General features: G+C 66.7%; 17 protein-coding genes. 8 read left to right on the top strand and 9 right to left on the bottom strand.

The window, feature by feature from the left end; all coding sequences use genetic code 11:
- Positions 1 to 116 precede the first annotated feature (116 nt).
- Entirely contained in the window at positions 117 to 401 is a 285-nt protein-coding gene (locus FOA17_RS17670; protein WP_149142827.1) for an SCP2 sterol-binding domain-containing protein, read from the top strand.
- Complete coding sequence (locus FOA17_RS17665; protein ID WP_149142826.1) at positions 401 to 1,342, top strand: alpha/beta hydrolase; 942 nt, start codon at positions 401 to 403, stop codon at positions 1,340 to 1,342. The genes FOA17_RS17670 and FOA17_RS17665 overlap by 1 nt, the downstream gene beginning before the upstream one ends.
- A 64-nt stretch (positions 1,343 to 1,406) precedes the next feature.
- On the opposite strand, the gene FOA17_RS17660 is transcribed toward FOA17_RS17665, so the two are convergent.
- The 4 genes from FOA17_RS17660 to FOA17_RS17645 all read right to left on the bottom strand — a co-directional run bounded on the left by FOA17_RS17660 (position 1,407) and on the right by FOA17_RS17645 (position 5,381).
- Positions 1,407 to 2,132, bottom strand: a complete 726-nt coding sequence (locus FOA17_RS17660; protein WP_149142825.1) for a proteasome-type protease — start codon at positions 2,130 to 2,132, stop codon at positions 1,407 to 1,409.
- A gap of 69 nt (positions 2,133 to 2,201) precedes the next feature.
- Complete coding sequence (locus FOA17_RS17655) at positions 2,202 to 3,035, bottom strand: transglutaminase family protein (RefSeq protein WP_149142824.1); 834 nt, start codon at positions 3,033 to 3,035, stop codon at positions 2,202 to 2,204.
- Positions 3,035 to 3,985, bottom strand: coding sequence for an alpha-E domain-containing protein (locus tag FOA17_RS17650; protein ID WP_149142823.1), 951 nt, complete (start codon positions 3,983 to 3,985; stop codon positions 3,035 to 3,037). Before FOA17_RS17650 ends, FOA17_RS17655 begins: the two co-directional genes overlap by 1 nt.
- Before the next feature lie 4 nt (positions 3,986 to 3,989).
- Complete coding sequence (locus FOA17_RS17645) at positions 3,990 to 5,381, bottom strand: circularly permuted type 2 ATP-grasp protein (RefSeq protein ID WP_162528318.1); 1,392 nt, start codon at positions 5,379 to 5,381, stop codon at positions 3,990 to 3,992.
- Positions 5,382 to 5,726: 345 nt separating this feature from the next.
- Here FOA17_RS17645 and FOA17_RS17640 point away from each other — a divergent pair, with 345 nt between their 5' ends.
- Positions 5,727 to 7,553 (top strand): M3 family oligoendopeptidase, encoded by a 1,827-nt coding sequence (locus tag FOA17_RS17640; RefSeq protein ID WP_149142821.1) that lies wholly within the window; start codon positions 5,727 to 5,729, stop codon positions 7,551 to 7,553.
- A gap of 45 nt (positions 7,554 to 7,598) precedes the next feature.
- Here the strand turns inward: FOA17_RS17640 and FOA17_RS17635 are convergent, their stop codons facing one another.
- The 4 genes from FOA17_RS17635 to FOA17_RS17620 are packed head-to-tail and all read right to left on the bottom strand — an operon-like array spanning position 7,599 to position 10,714.
- Complete coding sequence (locus FOA17_RS17635) at positions 7,599 to 8,378, bottom strand: ABC transporter permease (protein ID WP_149142820.1); 780 nt, start codon at positions 8,376 to 8,378, stop codon at positions 7,599 to 7,601.
- Positions 8,375 to 9,118 (bottom strand): ABC transporter permease, encoded by a 744-nt coding sequence (locus FOA17_RS17630; RefSeq protein ID WP_420841724.1) that lies wholly within the window; start codon positions 9,116 to 9,118, stop codon positions 8,375 to 8,377. The genes FOA17_RS17635 and FOA17_RS17630 overlap by 4 nt, the downstream gene beginning before the upstream one ends.
- Complete coding sequence (locus tag FOA17_RS17625) at positions 9,115 to 9,885, bottom strand: transporter substrate-binding domain-containing protein (protein WP_149142819.1); 771 nt, start codon at positions 9,883 to 9,885, stop codon at positions 9,115 to 9,117. Before FOA17_RS17625 ends, FOA17_RS17630 begins: the two co-directional genes overlap by 4 nt.
- A gap of 31 nt (positions 9,886 to 9,916) precedes the next feature.
- Positions 9,917 to 10,714, bottom strand: a complete 798-nt coding sequence (locus FOA17_RS17620; protein ID WP_149142818.1) for an ABC transporter ATP-binding protein — start codon at positions 10,712 to 10,714, stop codon at positions 9,917 to 9,919.
- Between the two features lie 108 nt (positions 10,715 to 10,822).
- Here FOA17_RS17620 and FOA17_RS17615 point away from each other — a divergent pair, with 108 nt between their 5' ends.
- The 3 genes from FOA17_RS17615 to FOA17_RS17605 are packed head-to-tail and all read left to right on the top strand — an operon-like array spanning position 10,823 to position 14,253.
- Positions 10,823 to 11,464 carry a TetR/AcrR family transcriptional regulator gene (locus FOA17_RS17615; protein ID WP_149142904.1) on the top strand — a complete coding sequence of 214 codons (642 nt, stop codon included), beginning with the start codon at positions 10,823 to 10,825 and terminating at the stop codon, positions 11,462 to 11,464.
- Positions 11,464 to 12,651: a pyridoxal phosphate-dependent aminotransferase gene (locus FOA17_RS17610; RefSeq protein WP_149142817.1), complete on the top strand. Its 1,188-nt coding sequence runs from the start codon at positions 11,464 to 11,466 to the stop codon at positions 12,649 to 12,651. The genes FOA17_RS17615 and FOA17_RS17610 overlap by 1 nt, the downstream gene beginning before the upstream one ends.
- A gap of 27 nt (positions 12,652 to 12,678) precedes the next feature.
- Complete coding sequence (locus FOA17_RS17605; protein WP_149142816.1) at positions 12,679 to 14,253, top strand: 5-guanidino-2-oxopentanoate decarboxylase; 1,575 nt, start codon at positions 12,679 to 12,681, stop codon at positions 14,251 to 14,253.
- Between the two features lie 9 nt (positions 14,254 to 14,262).
- Here the strand turns inward: FOA17_RS17605 and FOA17_RS17600 are convergent, their stop codons facing one another.
- The gene (locus tag FOA17_RS17600) at positions 14,263 to 15,756 is read right to left on the bottom strand and encodes an acetyl-CoA hydrolase/transferase family protein (RefSeq protein WP_238991871.1); all 1,494 of its coding nucleotides are present in this window, start codon (positions 15,754 to 15,756) and stop codon (positions 14,263 to 14,265) included.
- 189 nt (positions 15,757 to 15,945) lie between these two features.
- Here FOA17_RS17600 and FOA17_RS17595 point away from each other — a divergent pair, with 189 nt between their 5' ends.
- Positions 15,946 to 17,313: an aspartate aminotransferase family protein gene (locus FOA17_RS17595; protein ID WP_149142814.1), complete on the top strand. Its 1,368-nt coding sequence runs from the start codon at positions 15,946 to 15,948 to the stop codon at positions 17,311 to 17,313.
- A 3-nt stretch (positions 17,314 to 17,316) separates the two neighbouring features.
- Positions 17,317 to 18,711 (top strand): glutamine synthetase family protein, encoded by a 1,395-nt coding sequence (locus tag FOA17_RS17590; RefSeq protein ID WP_149142813.1) that lies wholly within the window; start codon positions 17,317 to 17,319, stop codon positions 18,709 to 18,711.
- Positions 18,712 to 18,778: the final 67 nt, after the last annotated feature.

Below are 18,778 nucleotides of genomic sequence, written 5' to 3'. Positions count from 1 at the left end.
GCCGCAACGATCCGCTTGTCGAAGGGTAACCTGGCTTTCATGCTTGCAGTGTAGCGCAGAGGGGCGGAAAAGCCAGAACCCCCTGCTCACTTTCAGGGGAAGAGACGGAGAGAGACATGAGCGATGTGATCACCAAGGCGGTCGAGGGCCTGTCGGCCAAGGTTTCCAGCTTTGACGGCGTGGCGAAATTCGTGATCCCCGGCGAGGGGGCGATCATGATCGACCAGAACGGCGTGCGCGCCGCGGATGAGGAAGCGGACGTGACCCTGACCGCCGAGGCCGAGGTGTTCCGCGCCATTCTGGAGGGCGAGATGAACCCGACCGCCGCCTTCATGACCGGCAAGCTGTCGGTCGATGGCAATATGGGCATGGCGATGCAACTGGGCGCGGTGCTGGGCTGATGCGGGCGGCGCCGCTTTACGAACAGGCGGCGCAAGGCCCCGCTGGCGGCGCGGCCGTCTGGGCCGAGACGGCCGATGGCGCGCGGCTGCGGCTGGTGCATTGGCCCGCCGCCACCGCCCACGCGCGCGGCACGGTGATGATTTTCACCGGCCGCTCCGAATATGCCGAGAAATACGGCCCGACCGCCGCGTTCCTGGCGCGGGCGGGCTGGCATGTGGTGACGCTGGACTGGCGCGGTCAAGGGCTTTCCAGCCGCCACCACCCGGACCCGATGCTGGGCCATGTCGCGGATTTCGCGGAATACCAGACCGATGTCGGGGTGCTGACCGGCTGGATGCGCCGCCTTGGCCTGCCGGAACCCTGGCAGGTGGTCAGTCATTCGATGGGCGGCTGCATCGCCCTGCGCGCGCTGATCGACGGGCTGCCGGTGGCCAGCGCCGCCTTTTCGGCGCCGATGTGGGGCATCCGCGCCTTTCCGGTGCCGCAACCCATGGCGCGGCATCTGGCCGCGCTGCTGCATGACCGGGGGCAAGGCCACCGCCTGACCCCGACCACGACCCATGCCGCCTATGTGCTGCAAGCGCGCTTTCGCTGGAACATGCTGACCCGCGATCCCGCGATGTGGCAGTGGATGCGCCAGCATGTGACCCATCACCCCGATCTGGCCCTGGGCGGCCCCTCGATCACCTGGCTCGACGCCGCCTTTCGCGAGATGCAGGCGCTGGCGCGCATGGCCAGCCCCGCCTGCCCCGCCTATGTGGCCCTGGGCAGTTCCGAACGCATCATCGCCGTGCCGCCGGTGCGACAGCGCATGGCGGCCTGGCCGGGCGGGCATCTCGACCTGTATCGCAAGGCCGAACACGAATTGCTGATGGAGCGCCCGCTGCATCGCGACCGCTTTCACGACGCCATGTTGCGGCTGTTCGACAGGACCGGCTGACGCCCCCGCCCCTTCTTCTTTTGCCGATCACCCCGCGGGGGCAGCCCTGCGGCGGCGGGCCGGTTCAGATCACGATCTGTGTAAAGCCGTCGCGCAGCGCCGCCGACCAGGCCTCTGACATGGCACGGAATTGCGGATCGCCGGCCTCGATCCGGCGGCGTTGGCTGATCCGGCATTCCTCGGCCGCGATCACCGCCAAATCCAGCGGCATGCCGACCGACAGGTTGGACCGCAGCGTCGAATCCATGCTCAGCAGAACCGCCTTCTGCGCGTCGGCCAGGCTGGTTTCCGGCCGCACCACGCGGTCAAGGATCGGCTTGCCATATTTATGCTCGCCGATTTGCAGAAAGGGCGTGTCCTCGGTCGCCTCGATGAAATTCCCCTCGGGATAGATCAGGAACAGCCGCATCGCGCCGCCCTTGCGCTGCCCCGCCACGATCATGCTGGCGCTTGCGCTCTGCTTCATGGTGGCCATCTTCTCGCCGATCTCGGCGCGCACCTGCGACAGCATGTTGCCCACGATCTCCGCGACCTTGAGCATGGTGGGGGCCTGCATGATCGAGGTCTCGCCGGTGGCGTCGTCATCCTCCATCGCCTCGCGCAGCCGCGCGATGGTGGTCTGGGTCACGCTCAGGCTGCCCGCCGTCATGATGGCGATCACCCTTTCGCCCGGATCTTCAAAGGTGAACATCTTGCGATAGGTCGAGATATTGTCGAGCCCCGCATTGGTCCGCGTATCGGACAGAAGCACCATGCCTTCATTCAGGAGAAGGCCCACGCAATAGGTCATGATCGGTTCCGTAGTCTGATTGCGGGCAAGACTAGGGCCGCGCCCGCGCGGGCGCAACCGGGTGCCGGATCATTGCTGGCCCTGCGACTGGCTTTGTCCGCCGCCGGGCGCGACAGAGACGCGCACATCCATCGTCTCGGAGCCGGGCCCGCGCGCCACACCACGGATGGGCGCGGCATCCTGCGCGTCAAGACCCGATCCCAGCCGGATATAGCGCGCATCCGGGCAGCATCGATTCGCCGGGTCAAAGCCGATCCAGCCCAGCCCGGCGATGAACAGCTCTGCCCAGGCATGGGCGGCCTCATGCGGCGCGCCCTCCGCATCGGCGCAGAGATAGCCCGAGACATAGCGTGCCGGGATCTCGCGCGCCCGCGCCACCGCGATCAGGGCATGGGCGTGGTCCTGGCAGACACCGGCGCCCTTGGCCAGCGCCTCGGCGGCGGTGGTATGGGCCTCGGTCGCGCCGGGTTCATAGGCGATCGCCTCGGCCACCGCCTCGGACAGGCGATGCGCGGCGTCCAGCGGCCCCTCCGCCCCCTCGGCGGCGGCAGACAGCGCCACCAGCGCGGCATCGGCCCAGGTGGCATGAGTTTCGCGCAGATAGACCTCGGGGCGCACGGTTTCGCGATGGCCCTTCAACATGCCGGCCAGATCGACGGTTTCCACCGTGCCGCGCACCCGCACCACGATTTCCGACACCGGCCCCTGCACCGACCAGCTCTGGATCCGGTCGCCCGCACCATCGCGGAAGGCGCCGCCGGCCAGGCCGTCGGTCACCTCGACCGTCCAGTCCAGCACGGTCTGCCCCTCGAATGCCGTGGGCGTCAGGCGGTGGCTCTGCACCACGCCGCGCACCGGCTGGTCATAGCTGTAGCGGGTCACATGATCGACAGTCAGACGCATCAGCGCACATCCCCGCTCAGATAGCCCTCATGGATCAGCCCGCCCAGTTCGGCGCTTTCACCGATGAAGCGGCTGAGGAATTCGTGCAGCCCCTCGTCAAAGACCTTTTCCACCGTCGTCGTTTCCAGTTCCGCCAGCATCGCCGCCCCCTTGCCCTGCGCGCGCGTCACGCGGCCATAGGCCTTGGCCAGCCGCCCCAGATGGTTGTTCATCCCCGCGACGCAGGTGATGAGCGAGCGCGGGCTTTGCGGGTTGAGGATCAGGAAATCGGCGATCTTGGCCGCCGTCACCTCGCCGCCATAGGCCCAGTGAAAGGCCCGATGCGCGCCCATGGCCCGCAGAAGCGTGGTCCACTGGTAATTGTCCAGCCCCGAGCCCACGAATTCGATCCGGGGCAGCAGGACGTAATATTTCACATCCATCATCCGGGCGGTGTTGTCGCCGCGTTCCAGATAATAGCCGAGATTGAGAAAGTTGTAGCCGTCATTGCGCAAGAGCGTGGCGTCGATGGCGCCGCGCACCATGGCGGCGTGGCGCATCACCCATTCGGTCAGCAGGCTCAGCTCCAGCTCCGACCGGGGCTTGCGCTCCATCTGGCGCAATTCCTGAAAGGCGGTGTTCAGCGCATCCCAGACCTGGCTGGTCAGCGCGGTGCGCACGATGCGGCCGTTTTCGCGCGCCGCCGTGATGCAACTGGCGACCGAAGACGGGTTGTCGCGGTCAAAGAACAGCCAGCTTTCCAGATTGCGTTGCACCGGGTCGCCATATTTCTTCGCAAAGCCGTCGGCGGTGCCCGAGGATTGCAACAGGCTGTCCCATTCGCTGCGATAGCCATGCGCGGACGGTAGCAGCGAGATGCGCGCCCCCACCTCCAGCAGCCGCGCCGCGATATCGGCGCGCTCCATGTAGCGGGCGATCCAGTAGAGGTTGTCTGCGGTTCTGCTCAGCATGGTCTTACTCCGCCAGCACCCAGGTATCCTTGACCCCGCCACCCTGCGACGAGTTCACCACAAGACTGCCCTCGGTCAGCGCGACGCGGGTCAACCCGCCGGGCACGAGGTCGATCTGTTCGCCGACCAGACAATAGGGCCGCAGATCCACATGGCGCGGCGCGATGCCTTCGGCCACGAAGGTCGGCGTGGTCGAAAGCGCGAGCGTCGGCTGGGCGATGTAATTGTCGGGGTCGTCCTCGATCTTCTTGCGGAAGGTTTCCACCTGGTCCTTCGTGGCCTTCGGTCCCACCAGCATCCCGTAACCGCCCGAGCCATGCACCTCCTTGACCACCAGTTCGGGCAGGTGTTCCAGCACATATTTCAGGTCATCCGCCTTGGCGCATTGCCAGGTCGGGACATTGTTCAGGATCGGCTCCTCGCCCAGGTAAAAGCGCACCATTTCCGGCACGAAAGTGTAGACGGCCTTGTCATCGGCCACCCCCGCGCCCGGCGCAGAACAGATGCTGACCCCGCCCGAGCGGTAGACATCCATCAGCCCCGGCACGCCCAGCATGCTGTCGGGGCGGAAACAGAGCGGGTCGATGAAGGCGTCGTCGATCCGGCGATAGATCACATCCACCCGGCGCGGGCCTTCGGTGGTGCGCATGTAGACATATTCGCCCTCCACGAACAGATCCTGCCCCTCGACCAGTTCGACCCCCATCAGGTCGGCCAGAAAGCTGTGTTCGTAATACGCGCTGTTGAAATGCCCCGGCGTCAGGATGACGATGCAGGGATCGCCCTTGCATTTGGCCGGTGCCACGCTGGCAAGCGTCCGGCGCAGGCGTTCGCTGTAGCTATCAACCGGCTGGATGCGGTTTTCCCGGAACAGGTCGGGGAACATCCGCATCATGATCTCGCGGTTTTCCAGCATGTAGCTGACGCCCGAGGGCGTGCGGCAATTGTCCTCCAGCACGAAGAATTCGTCGGGGCCGGTGCGCACCAGATCAATGCCGACGATGTGGGAATAGACCCCCTTGGGCGGCACGAAACCGACCACCGCCTTTTCATAGGCCTCGTTCTGATAGACCAGCCGCGCGGGGATGCGGCCGGCCTTCACGATCTCGCCCCGTCCATAGACATCGACCAGAAAGGCATTGAGCGCGCGGGCGCGCTGCTTGATGCCGCGTTCCAGGCGTGACCATTCCTGCCCGGTGAAAACGCGGGGAAACATGTCAAAGGGGATCAGCCGGTCGGGATCGCCGCCCTCGCCATAGACGGCAAAGGTGATGCCGATGCGGCGGAACAGGCTTTCGGCCTCGGCCTGCTTCATCTGCCGCAACTCGGCCGGCATCAGCTTCATCCAGTCTTCCAGCCGGGCATAGGGGGGACGCACCGCGCCGTTCTGATACATCTCGTTGAAATAGTCGGTCACCTGAACCACCCCCCGGTCGCGGCCTGATCTGTTCTGGTTCCAGTTAAGCAACCGCTTTGGGGAGAGAAAAGCGCCGGTCGCATTTTAGGCACCAGCGGGCCGGAACCGCCGATAAGATCGCGGCGCAATGCCTGTTTTTTGTGCAGATGCGGGGTGAAACAGCAGAAATCCGGGCCGCAATGTCGAATCCTTGCGCTTTCGGCGCCGGCCGATGCGGTGCCGGGCAAGGTGCGGGCGGCGGCGGGCCGGCGCAAATGCGGGGCCCGCTCTTGCGCTTGGCCGACCCGCGCCCCTAGATGAGGGCAAAGCAATCCGAGGTATCCCATGACTTTGCCGCTGCCCCATCCGGTTTTCGACGCCCATGCCGCCGGGGGGGGCCTTGGCGACCTGCCCGATTGGGATCTGCGCGATCTCTACCCCGCCCCCGACGCGCCGGAACTGACCCGCGACATGGCTTGGCTGGAAACTGCCTGCGCCGATTTCGCGACGCGATATGAGGGCCGGCTTGCCAGCCTCGACGCGGCCGGTCTGCTGGCCTGCGTGCGCGATTACGAGGCGATCGACATCATCGCCGGCCGCCTGATGTCCTATGCGGGCCTGCGCTATTACCAGAACACCATGGACAGCGAACGCGCCAAGTTCATGGCCGATGCGCAGGATCGCGTCACCGCCTATACCACGCCGCTGGTGTTCTTCAGCCTGGAATTCAACCGGCTGGATGATGCGCATCTGGCTGGGCTGCTGGCGGCCAATGCCGATCTGGCGCGCTACAGGCCGGTCTTTGACCGCATGCGCGCCATGCGCCCGCATCAGTTGTCGGACGAACTCGAACGCTTTTTGCATGACGAAAGCGTGGTGGGGGCAAGCGCCTGGAACAAGCTGTTCGACGAGACGATGGCGGGGCTGATGTTCTCGGTCGCGGGCGAGGCGGAGGAGCTGAACCTGGAGGCGACTCTGAACCTGCTGACCGATACCGACCGCACCAAACGCGAGGCGGCGGCGCGGGCATTGGCCGGGGTTTTCGACCGCCATATCAAGCTCTTTGCCCGTGTCCACAACACGCTGGCCAAGGAAAAGGAAATCCATGACCGCTGGCGCAAGATGCCCAGCCCGCAGCATGGCCGCCACCTGTCGAACCATGTGGAACCCGAGGTGGTGCAGGCGCTGCGCGATGCCGTGGTCGCGGCCTATCCCAAGCTGAGCCACCGCTATTACGCGCTCAAGGCGAAATGGCTGGGGCTGGAGCGGTTGCAGGTCTGGGATCGCAACGCCCCCCTGCCGATCGAACAGCCCAAGGTCATCGGCTGGGACGACGCCCGCAAGACGGTGTCGGATGCCTATGCCGCCTTCTCGCCCCGGCTGGCGGAACTGGCGGAGCCTTTCTTCACAAAGGGCTGGATCGACGCCGGCGTGAAACCCGGCAAGGCCCCGGGCGCCTTTGCCCACCCGACCGTGACCACGGTGCATCCCTATGTGATGCTGAACTATCTGGGCAAGCCGCGCGACGTGATGACGCTGGCGCATGAGCTGGGGCATGGCGTGCATCAGCGGTTGGCGGCGGCGCAGGGCGAATTGCTGTCCTCCACCCCGCTGACACTGGCCGAAACCGCCAGCGTCTTTGGCGAGATGCTGACCTTCCGCAAGTTGCTGGATGGCGCGAAAACCAAGGCCGAACGCAAGACCCTGCTGGCCGGCAAGGTCGAGGACATGATCAATACCGTGGTGCGCCAGATCGCGTTCTACGATTTCGAATGCAAGCTGCATGCGGCCCGGGCCGAGGGCGAGCTGACCCCCGACGACATCAACGCCCTGTGGATGAGCGTGCAGGCCGAAAGCCTTGGCCCGGCCTTCGATTTCATGGATGGGTATGAAACCTTCTGGGCCTATATCCCGCATTTCGTGCATTCGCCGTTCTACGTCTATGCCTATGCGTTTGGTGACGGGCTGGTGAATGCGCTTTATGCCGCCTATGCCGATGGCCTGCCGGGGTTCGAGGACAAGTATTTCGACCTGCTGAGCGCGGGCGGTTCCAAACACCACAAGGAATTGCTGGCGCCCTTTGGTCTGGATGCGAGCGATCCGAAATTCTGGGACAAGGGCCTGTCGATGATCGCGGGCTTCATCGACGAACTGGAGGCGATGGAAGACTGACCCCGAAACCCCCGCCCTTGCCGGCGGGGGTTTTCCTTTGGCAGGTCAGGCGACGCGGGTCGGCACCCGGCGTTCGAACCAGCGGAAGATCACGACGATCACCGCCGTCACCGCCATATAGACCAGCGCCAGCAGCAAAAGCGGCTCATAGGTCAGGAAAGTGTCCTGCCGCACACGGCTCGCCACGGCGTAGATATCGACCACGGTGATGGTGGCGACCAGCGGGGTTGCCTTCAGTTGCAGCACGGTCTCGCCCCCCAGCGTGGGCAGCACCCGGTGCAGCGCCTGCGGCAGCCAGATACGGCGCAGGGTGGTGAAGCGCGGCATGCCCATGGCCTTGGCGGCCTCCAGTTGCCCCTTGGGCACGCCCTTGAAGGCGCCGCGCATCACCTCGCCCTCATAGCCCGCGAAACTGAGCGTCAACGCCAGCAGCCCATAGGGCCAGGCCTGCCTCAGGATGGGCCAGAGATCGCTTTGCCGGATCCAGGGGATTTGCGGGAACAGCGAGCCCAGCCCGTAATAGAGCAGCCAGAGTTGCAGCAGCAGCGGCGTGCCCCGGATCACCGTGCAGAAGGCACGCGCCGGCCAGGCCAGGAACCACGGCCCCACGGCCTGCGCCAGCCCTAGCGGAATCGCCAGCATCAGGCCCAGCACGACCGAGGTGAGCAGGATCCAGATCGTGCGCCACAGGCCCTGTGCCGCCAGCGGCAGATATTTCGGCACCCAGTCCCATCGCAGCGTCACCGCGCAAAACACCACGATGGCGATGGCGATCGCGGCCAGCACAATGCGATGCGGTTGCCAGAAGGCGCGGGTCAGGATCATGCGCGCATCTCCGGCATGCCACGACGGGCGCGGCGTTCCATCCGGGCGAAAATCCAGCCCGAAATCAACGAGATGGTCAGATAAAGCACCCCCGCCGCCATGAAGAAGGTGAAATAGGCCTTGGTCGCGCCGGCGGCCTGTCGCGTGGTCTGGGTCAGTTCGGCAAAGCCCACCACCGCCAGCAGCGCGGTATCCTTGGTGGCATTGAGCCACAGATTGCCCAGGCCCGGCAGGGCATTGGGCAGCATCAGGGGCAGCGTCACCCGTCGCGCGATCATGGCGGGCGCCATGCCCATGGCGCGCGCGGCCTCGATCTGGCCCGCCGGCACCGCCTGAATGGCGCCGCGCAGCACCTCGGTCGCATAGGCGCCCTGCACCACGCCCAGAACCCCGATCCCCGCCGCCACACCGGAAATCTGGATGCGGTCATAGCCCAGCCCCAGCAGGATCTGGTTCACCGCATCGGTGCCGGCATAGAACAGGATCAGGATCAGCACGAGTTCCGGCACCGCCCGCACCACGGTCGTATAGACCGCCATCAGGTCACGCAGCACCGGCCCGCCATAAAGCTTGCCAAAGGCGCCGCACAGGCCCAGCAGCAGGCCCAGCCCATAGGCGCCAAAGGCGATCATCATCGAACTGGCCAGCCCGCGCAGCAAGGGCGCCCCCCAGCCGGGGGGCTCCAGTTGCAGCAGCTCAAGCGTCGCGGTGGCCGCAACCAGCCCCGACACGGCGCTCAGCCGCCATAGATCGACGAGGCGAAATAGCGCTTGGAGATCGCTTCATAAGTGCCATCCTCCAGCACCTTGGCGATGCCCGCGTTGAATTTTTCCTTCAGCGCATCCTCGCCCTTGCGCAGGCCGACGCCGACGCCCAGACCCAGCACATCCGGGTCATCCGCCACCGCGCCCTTCACCTCGCAGCAGGCCGCCCCTTCGGCCGAGGCGAGGAAGGCATCCAGCGCGATGCTGTCGGCCTGGGTCGCGTCGATCCGGCCGGCGACCAGATCCTGATTGGCCTCGTCCTGGGTCTGATAGACCTTGATCTCGGCCACGCTGCCGGCAAAGTGCTTTTGCGCATAGGCCTCATGGATGGTCGAAACCTGCACGCCGAGGATCTTGCCGGCCAGCCCCTCGGGCGTGGCGGCGATGTCGCCGCCCTTGGCGGCCACGATCACGGTCGGGGTGTTGTAATACTTGTTGGAAAAGTCGATGGTCTTCAGCCGTTCCTCGGTGATCGACATCGAGGCCATGATCGCGTCGATCTGACCGGCGGTCAGCGCGGGGATGATGCCATCCCAGGCCACCGGCACGATTTCGCACTCCATCTCGGCGGCCTTGCAGACGGCGCCGATCAGGTCCACCTCCCAGCCGGTCCATTTGCCGCTGGCATCGGGCGAGGCGAAGGGCGGATAGGGCTCGGCGGCGATGCCCACCTTCACGGTCTCGGCCATGGCGGCACCCGAAAGCATCAGGGCGGCCAGCGCGGTCAGGGCAAGTTTCTTCATCAGGGCATACCTCTCTGTTGGTAACGGTGGGTTATCCCACACTTCTCAGGAATTGCTTGAGCCGGTCGGAGCGGGGCGCGCCGAACAGGGCCTCGGGCGGGCCCTCCTCCTCGATCACGCCGTTATGCAGATAGATCACATGATCCGCGACCTCGCGGGCGAATTTCATCTCATGCGTGACCAGGATCATGGTGCGCCCTTCGGCGGCCAGATCGCGGATCACGGCCAGCACCTCGCCCACCAGTTCGGGGTCCAGCGCGCTGGTCGGTTCGTCGAACAACATCGCGCGCGGCTGCATGCACAAAGCGCGGGCGATGGCCGCGCGCTGTTGCTGGCCGCCCGACAGGAAGGCGGGCCAGGCATCGGCCTTGGCCGCCAGCCCCACCCGGTCAAGCAGGGTCTGCGCGCGGGCCACAGCCTCGGCCTTCGGCACGCCCAGCACATGCACCGGCACCTCGATCAGGTTTTCCAGGATGGTGCGGTGGCTCCACAGGTTGAACTGCTGAAACACCATGCCAAGGCTTTGGCGCAGCCGTTCGATCTGGCGCCGGTCGGCGGGGCTGCCATCGGGGCGCATCGCCACCGCCTCGCCGCCGATCACGATCCGCCCGGCGCTTGGGGTTTCCAGAAAGTTGATGCAGCGCAACATGGTCGATTTGCCCGAGCCCGAGCCGCCGATGATCGCCACCACATCGCCCTCGCGCGCGGTCAGCGAGACGCCTTTCAGCACCTCCAGCGTGCCGAAGGATTTGCGCAACCCCTCGACCCGGATCGCCTCGGGTCGCGCGTCGGCGGCGGCTGTCATGGCATTGTCGGCGGTCACTGGCATCGGGACTCCGTCACTTGCTGATTGCAGTAAGACCCCGCTTCTGTAATTATGCAAGTGTATAATTGCAGGGGTCGATCAATCTGCCGGACGGGCGGCATGGTGGGGTTCATGACGGGCGAACGCAAGAAATTCACCCGCGAGGGCGAGGAGCGGCGGCGCGAGGCGCTGATTGCGGCCGCGCTTGACCTGATCGCCGCGGGCGGACCGCAAGCCGCCACCGTGCGCGCCATCGCCGACCGCGCGGGCGTGACGCCGGGCCTGATCCGCCATTACTTCCGCAGCAAGGAAGATCTGGTGCGCGAGGCCTATCGCGCCATGATGACAGCCATGAGCGACGACAACGCCGCCGTGCTGCAAGCCCCCCACCCCTCGGCCGAGGCGCGGCTGGCGGCCTTTGTCGCGGCCGCCCTGCGTCCGCCGGTGATGGATCCGCATCGCATGGGGCTGTGGGCCGGGTTCATCCATCAGGTGCGCGGCGATCCTGACATGGCGGCGGTCCATGCCGAAACCTATCTGGGCTATCGCGACCTGCTGGAATCGCTGATCGCGGCGCTTGGCCCCAACGATCCCGCGCGGCTGCGGGCACTGGCGATTGCCTGTAACGGGGTGATCGACGGGCTGTGGCTGGAAGGCTGCGCCCTGCCCGACGCCTTTGCCCCGCGCGAGCTGGAAACCATCGGCCTGCAATCGGTCGGCGCCATTCTGGGGCGCGACCTGCTGGCCCATCTGCCGGAACTGGAGAGTGACTGATGCGCTACGCGACCATCCTTGACCGTCTGTCGGGCCTTGGCGGGGCCAAATGGGCCGTGCATCTGAAGGCGCGCCAGATGAAGGCCGAGGGGCATGGCATTCTGGAATTCACCATTGGCGAACCCGATGTGCCCTGCCCCGAGGCGCTGATGGAAACCGCGTCGCGGGCGATGTTCGCGGGGCGCACCGGCTATTCCAACGGTCAGGGCGAGCCGGGGCTGACCCGGGCGCTGGCCGCGCGCTATTCCGCCCGGCGCGGGCGGCATTTCGGGCCGGAAAACGTCATGTGCTTTCCCGGCACCCAGACCACGCTTTACGCCGTGCTGATGGCGCTGGCCGAAACCGGCGACGAGGTGCTGGTGGGCGACCCGATGTATGCCACCTATGAAGGGCTGATCCGCGCGACCGGCGCGGTGCCGGTGCCGGTGTCGCTGCGGGCCGAGCGCGGCTTTCGCCTTGACCCCGCCGATCTGGCGGCGGCGGTGACACCGCGCACGCGCGCCATCCTGCTCAATACCCCGCACAATCCCACGGGCGCGGTGCTGACGCGCGACGATCTGGTCGCCATCGGCGCGGTCGCCGCGGCGCATGACCTGTGGATCGTGTCGGACGAGGTCTATGAGGATCTGGTCTTTCCGGGGGTCAGTTTCGCCTCGCCGCTCGATCTGCCGGAACTGGCGGATCGCAGCATCGCCTGCGCCTCGATCTCCAAATCCCACGCGGCGCCCGGCTTTCGGTCGGGCTGGTGCGTGGGCCCGGCCGAATTCTGCGCCCGCCTGCTGCCGCTGTCGGAAACGATGCTGTTCGGCAACCAGCCCTTCATCGCCGACATGACCGCGCAGGCGGTCAACGCGCCGTCCGAGGTGGCGCCGGGGATGACCGCGCGCTTTGCCGCCCGCGCCGCCATGCTTCGGGACCGGCTGGATGGTCAGCACGGGCTGCGGGTGCATGTGCCGCAGGCGGGGATGTTCGCGCTGGTCGATATCCGCGCCACCGGCCTGAGCGGCGAGGCCTTTGCGCTGTCGTTGCTGGAGGCCGAACATGTGGCGGTGATGCCGGGCGAAAGTTTCGGCCCCGCGCTGACGGGCTGGCTGCGGCTGGCGCTGACCCAGCCCGATGCCCAGACCGCCGAGGGCTGCACCCGCATCCTGCGCCATGCCGCGCAACTGCGCGCCCGCGCCGCCTGAACGCCCCTTCCTGAAAGGACATCCGCCATGAGCCTCTCTGTCGGCCAAGCCCTTGTCGCGGGGCTGAAATCCCGCGGGGTCGAGGTGGTCTTCGGCATCCCCGGGGTCCATACGATCGAACTGTATCGCGGCCTGCCGGGGTCGGGCCTGCGCCATGTGACGCCGCGCCACGAACAGGGCGCGGCCTTCATGGCAGATGGCTATGCGCGGGTCAGCGGCAAGCCGGGGGTGGCGTTTGTCATCACCGGGCCGGGGCTGACCAATGCGCTGACCGCGATGGCGCAGGCCCGGGCCGACAGCGTGCCGATGCTGGTCATCTCGGGCGTCAATCGCCGCGCCAGCCTGGGCCAGGGCCTTGGTCTTCTGCACGAGCTGCCCGATCAGGCGGCGATGGTCAGGGCGCTCTGCCCCAGCTTCCAGATCACCGCGCCCGAGATGCTGGAGCCGGTTCTGGCGCAGGTCTTTGCCGCGCTGGACAGCGGCCGCCCCGGCCCGGTGCATCTGGAGGTGCCGACCGATGTGATGCCCCTGCCCGCCGCCCCGCCCCGCCTGCCTTCCCCCGCCGCGCCCAAGGCGCCCGATCCCGGCGCGGTGGCCGAGGCGGCGGCGCTGCTCAACACCGCCGGGCGCGTGGTCATCCTGGCCGGCGGCGGCGCCCGCCGGGCCGAGACCGCGCTGCGGCAGGTGGCGGAACGGCTGGATGCGCCCGTGGTGCTGACCACCAATGCGCGCGGGCTGCTGCACGGGCACCCGCTGTGCGTGCCGGCCTCACCCAGTCTGGACGCCACGCGCGCGCTGATCGCGGCGGCGGATCGCGTGCTGGCCCTGGGCACCGAACTGGGGCAAACCGATTACGACATGTATGTGCGTGGCAACTTCCCCGACCTGTCCGGGATGGTGCGGGTCGATCTCTGCCCGCTGCAACTGGCCCGGCACGCGGCGGCCTGCCGGGTCGAGGCCGACAGCACCGCCGCCCTGCTGGCGCTGCTGCCGCGCCTGCGCCCGCGCCAGGCCGCCGGCGCCGATCACGCCGCCACCGCCCGCGCCGCGGCGCGGGCCGAACTGGCGGGGCTGCATCCCGCCATGCCGCATCAGCTTGCCATGGTCGAGGCCATGCGCGACGCCCTGCCCGGCGCGCTGATCGTGGGCGACAGCACCCAGCCGGTCTATGCCGGCAACCTGTTCTACGATCACGACCGGCCCGGCGGCTGGTTCAATGCCGCGACCGGCTTTGGTGCGCTTGGCTATGGCCCGGGCGCCGCCATCGGGGCCAGCATCGCCGCCCCCGGCCTGCCGGTGATCTGCCTGATCGGCGATGGCGGGCTGCAATTTTCCGCCGCCGAATTGCGCGTCGCGCGGGATGAAAACCTGCCCGTGACCTTTGTGGTCTGGAACAATGCCGGGTACCGCGAAATCGCCGAGGCGATGACGGCGGCGGCGGTGCCGGTCACCGGCTGCACCCCCTCGCCCCTGCGGCTGGAGGCGTTTGCCGCCGCCTGCGACCTGCCCTTTACCAGCGTCGAATCGCGGCCCGATGCCCTGCGCGCGGCGCTGGCCGCCCCGGCCACCGGCCCGCGCCTGATCGAGATCCGCGCGGGCTGAACCGCGCCCTCAACGCATCCGGCCGGTATCGCGCAGGCGGACATGCCAGCTCAGCGCCTCCTCCAGCAGATGCGGGGTATGGCCGCCTCTGGCCAGGGCGCGGGCGTGGTAATCCTCCAGCGCGGGGCGCCAGTCGGGATGCGGGCAATGGGCCAGGATCACCCGCGCCCTTTCGCGCGGGGCCAGCCCGCGCAGATCGGCCAGCCCATGTTCGGTGACCAGAATATCCACGTCATGTTCGGTATGATCGACATGGCTGACCATCGGCACGACCGAGGAAATCGCCCCGCCCTTGGCGGTGGATTTGCTGACAAAGATCGACAGATAGGCGTTGCGCGCGAAATCGCCTGACCCGCCGATGCCGTTCATCATCTGCGTGCCCGCGACATGGGTCGAATTCACATTGCCATAAAGATCGAATTCCAGCGCCGTGTTGATGCAGATCAGCCCCAGCCGCCGCACCACCTCGGGGTGGTTCGAGATCTCTTGCGGGCGCAGCAGCAGTTTCGGCTTGTAGTCCTCCAGCCGGGGCAGGATCTGGCGGAACCGCTGTTCCGACAAGGTGATGGCCGACCCCGAGGCAAAGACCAGCTTGCCCGCATCCATCAGATCGAAGGTCGAATCCTGCAAGACCTCGGAATACATGGTCAGGTCGTGAAACGGCGTGTCGATGAAGCCGTGCAACACCGCATTGGCGATGGTGCCGATCCCGGCCTGAAGCGGCGCCAGAGTGGTATCCAGCCGCCCCTGCCGCACCTCGTTCAGCAGAAATTCCGTCAGATGCCCCGCAATGGCGCGGGTTTCGTCATCGGGGCCCTGAATGGTGGCGTAGCTGTCGGTCTTTTCCGTCACCACGATGGCCGCGATCTTTTCCGGCGGCACCGGGATATAGGGCAGGCCCGCGCGGGTTTCGGGGTGCATGACCGGAATCGGCTGCCGGTTCGGGCGCCAGGTGGGGATATAGATATCGTGCAGCCCCTCCAGCGTGACGGGCTGGTTGAGATTGATCTCCACGATCACCTTTTCGGCGAGAATCGCGAAACTGGCGGAATTGCCGACCGAGGTCGTGGGCACGATGCCGCCGTTTTCGGTGATGGCCACCGCCTCGATCACCGCGACATCGACGCCGGGCATCTGGCGGGTGCGCAGCATCTCCACCGTTTCCGACAGGTGCTGATCGACATACATCACCTCGCCCCGGTTGATCGCGGCGCGCAGGCCGGGATCGGACATGAAGGGGATGCGGCGTGACAGGGCATGCGCCTCGGCCAGGGTGCGGTCCAGATCATGCCCGAGGCTGGCGCCGGTCATCAGCGTGATCTTCATCGGATGCGCCCGGGCGCGCGCCGCCAGCGCCATCGGCACCGCCTTGGCCTCGCCCGAGCGGGTGAAGCCCGACATGCCCACCACCATGCCATCCTGGATCAGCGCCGCCGCCGCATCGGCATCGGTGACGCGCTGGCGCAGTGCGCTGTTGCGGATGCGGGTGTCAAGCTGGGTCACGGGGGCGTTCCTTCCTGGGCCGGTCTGCCGCGCTTGGTGCCGCGCCGCCGGGGGGCTGGCAAGTCTGTTCTGCCGGCAGCAGACATGCAATTTTTGCATGACATGCCCATGAAACGCAGTGCCCGGCCAAAAGTCGCGCTTGAATTTGATCAAATTAGGCGAGATAAGCAGTCAACTGCGGAGGATGCCATGCCCGAACCCGATCTTGTCGCCGGCCTGCGCCGCGACCGTCTTGACCGCCTGATCCGGCGCGAGGCGGCCGCCTATGCCAAGGCCCGCCCCCGCACGCAGGCCGCGCTGGCCGAGGGGGCCGCCGCCTTTCTGGACGGCGTGCCGATGCATTGGATGAAGGATTGGCCCATGCCCTTTCCGCTGCTGGTGAAAACCGCCAGCGGCGCGCGGCTGACCGATCTGGACGGGCATGAGATCGACGATTTCTGTCTGGGCGATACCGGGTCGATGTTCGGCCATTCGCCGGCCGCGGTGGCCCGCGCGATCCGCCGGCAGGCCCGGCACGGCCTGACCTACATGCTGCCGACCGAAGCGTCGCTGGAGGCGGCCGCGCTGCTGACCCAGACCTTCGGCGCCTTCCAGTGGCAGATCGCCACCACCGCGACCGATGCCAACCGCTTTGCCCTGCGGGTGGCGCGGGCGGTGACGGGGCGGCGCAAGGTTCTGGTGTTCAACGGCTGCTATCACGGCACGCTGGACGATACGATGGTGGAACTGCGCGACGGAAAAACGCAATCACGTCAGGGTCTTGTCGGACAATTCTCAGATCTGTCGCAAGGGGCCACGGCGGTTGAATTCAACGATCTGGCCGCCGTCGAGGCCGCGTTGCAAACCGGCGAGATCGCGGCGATCCTGACCGAGCCGGTGATGACCAATTCCTGCATGGTCCTGCCCGAGGCGGGCTTTCATGACGGGCTGCGCCAGCTCAGCCGCAAGTATGGCGCGCTGCTGATCATCGACGAAACGCATACGATTTCTTCGGGCTATGGCGGCTATACGCGGGTGCATTCGCTCAATCCCGACATGTTCGTGGTGGGCAAATGCGTGGCGGGCGGGCTGCCGACGGCGGTCTGGGGCATGCGCGCCGAGGTGGCCGAGCGTTTCGCCGCCTATGACGCGCGGCGCCCGGCAGGGCATTCCGGCATGGGCACCACCCTGTCGGGCAACCCGCTGCAATTCGCCTGCCTGCGCGCCAACCTGTCTGAAGTCATGACGCCAAAAGCCTATCGCCACATGGAAAAAGGCGCCGAGCGTCTGTCCGCCGGCCTGCGCCGCAGCATCGAGAAACATCGTGCGCCCTGGCATGTGGTGCGGGTGGGCGCGCGGGTGGAATTCATTTGCGCGCCGGGGCCGCTCAAGAACGGTGCCGCCGCCGCGCAGGCCCATCAGCCCGCGGTCGAGGCTGCGCTGCATACGGCGCTGCTCAATCGCGGTTGTCTCATTGCGCCCTTCCACAACATGATGCTGGTCAGCCCCGCCACCAAGGCGAAACAGATTGACCGTCTGATCGCCGCCTTCGATTCCATCCTTGACGAACTGTTCTGATCCATGACCCAGATGCACAGCCCCTCTGGCTCCTCTCCCGCCGAGGCCGAAGCCTTTCTCGCCGCCCATCCCGAGATCGAAGCCTTCGATATCGTCTTGCACGATGCGAACGGAATTGGCCGGGGAAAGATCATCCGCCGCCATGAGCTTTTGTCTTTTTACAACAATGGCCGGCATCTGCCGATTTCGATCCTCGGGCTCGACATCTGCGGCGAGGATGTGCATGAGACCGGGCTGATCTGGGATCAGGGCGATGGCGACCTGCGGGCCTGGCCGATCCCCGGCACGCTGAAGCCGCTGCACAACACCACCCCGCCCCGGGGCGAGGTCTTCATGTCGATGTATGACCTTGAAGGGCACAAGATGGGCTCAGACCCGCGCCACGCGCTTCAAGCTCAGGTCGATGCACTGGCGGCGATGGACCTGCATCCGGCGGGCGCGTTCGAGCTGGAATTCTTCCTGCTGGCCAACGAGCGCGACGCGCGCGGCAAGATGGTGCCGGCGCGCGACGTGCTGGATGGCCGCCCCTCGACCAAGACCGAGGTCTATTCCGTCGATCACCTGCACGGCATGTTGCCGCTGTTTTCCGATATCTATGCCGCCGCCGGCAAATCGGGCATCACCGCCGAGACGATGATCAGCGAATACGCCCCCGGCCAGTATGAGCTGACGCTGCATTACCGCGCCGATGTGATGCAGGCGGCGGATGATCTGATGCGGCTCAAGCGCATCGTGCGGGCACAGGCCCGGGCACATGGCGTGACCGCCTGTTTCATGGCCAAGCCGAATGAGGATTATGCCGGGTCGGGGATGCATTTCCATGTGTCCTTGCAGGATGGCGCGGGGCAGAACGTGTTCATGGAGTCGGTGCCGGGCCAGTGGTCCGACACGATCCGCCATGCGCTTGGCGGGTTGCGGGCCACGATGGGGGAAAGCATGCTGGTCTTCGCGCCCCATGCGAACAGCTGGCGCCGGTTCTCCAGCCAGTCCTACGCGCCGGTCAGCCCGACCTGGGGGGTGAACAACCGCTCGGTCGCACTGCGCATTCCGGCGGGCGACATCCGGGCGCGGCGGATCGAACACCGCCCCGCCGGGGTGGATGCCAATCCCTATCTGGTCGCGGCCACGGTGCTGGCCGGCATCCGCAAGGGGCTGGCCGAAAAGATCGACCCCGGCCCTGAAACCACCGGCAACGGCTATGAGGGCGGTCAGGACGCGCCGCCGATCCCGGTGGACTGGCGATCGGCGATCGAGGCGGCGAAAGGGTCGGCCTTCCTGCAAGAGGCCCTCGGCCCGGAGATGCACCGCACCTTCACCGCGATCAAGGCCGCCGAATATGCGCGCGTGGCGCGCACCGTGTCGGAGGTCGATTTCGATCTGTATCTGCACACGGTCTGACCCCCGGGCCGCGCGCCCTGTGGCCAGCGCCGGAGGGGTTTTGCACCCCTCCGGACCTCCCCGCAGG

The sequence above is a fragment of the Gemmobacter caeruleus genome (assembly GCF_008271655.1).
GTDB lineage: Bacteria > Pseudomonadota > Alphaproteobacteria > Rhodobacterales > Rhodobacteraceae > Gemmobacter > Gemmobacter caeruleus.
Note: the sequence above shows the minus strand (reverse complement) of the source record. Positions and strands in the feature narration are given on the sequence as shown.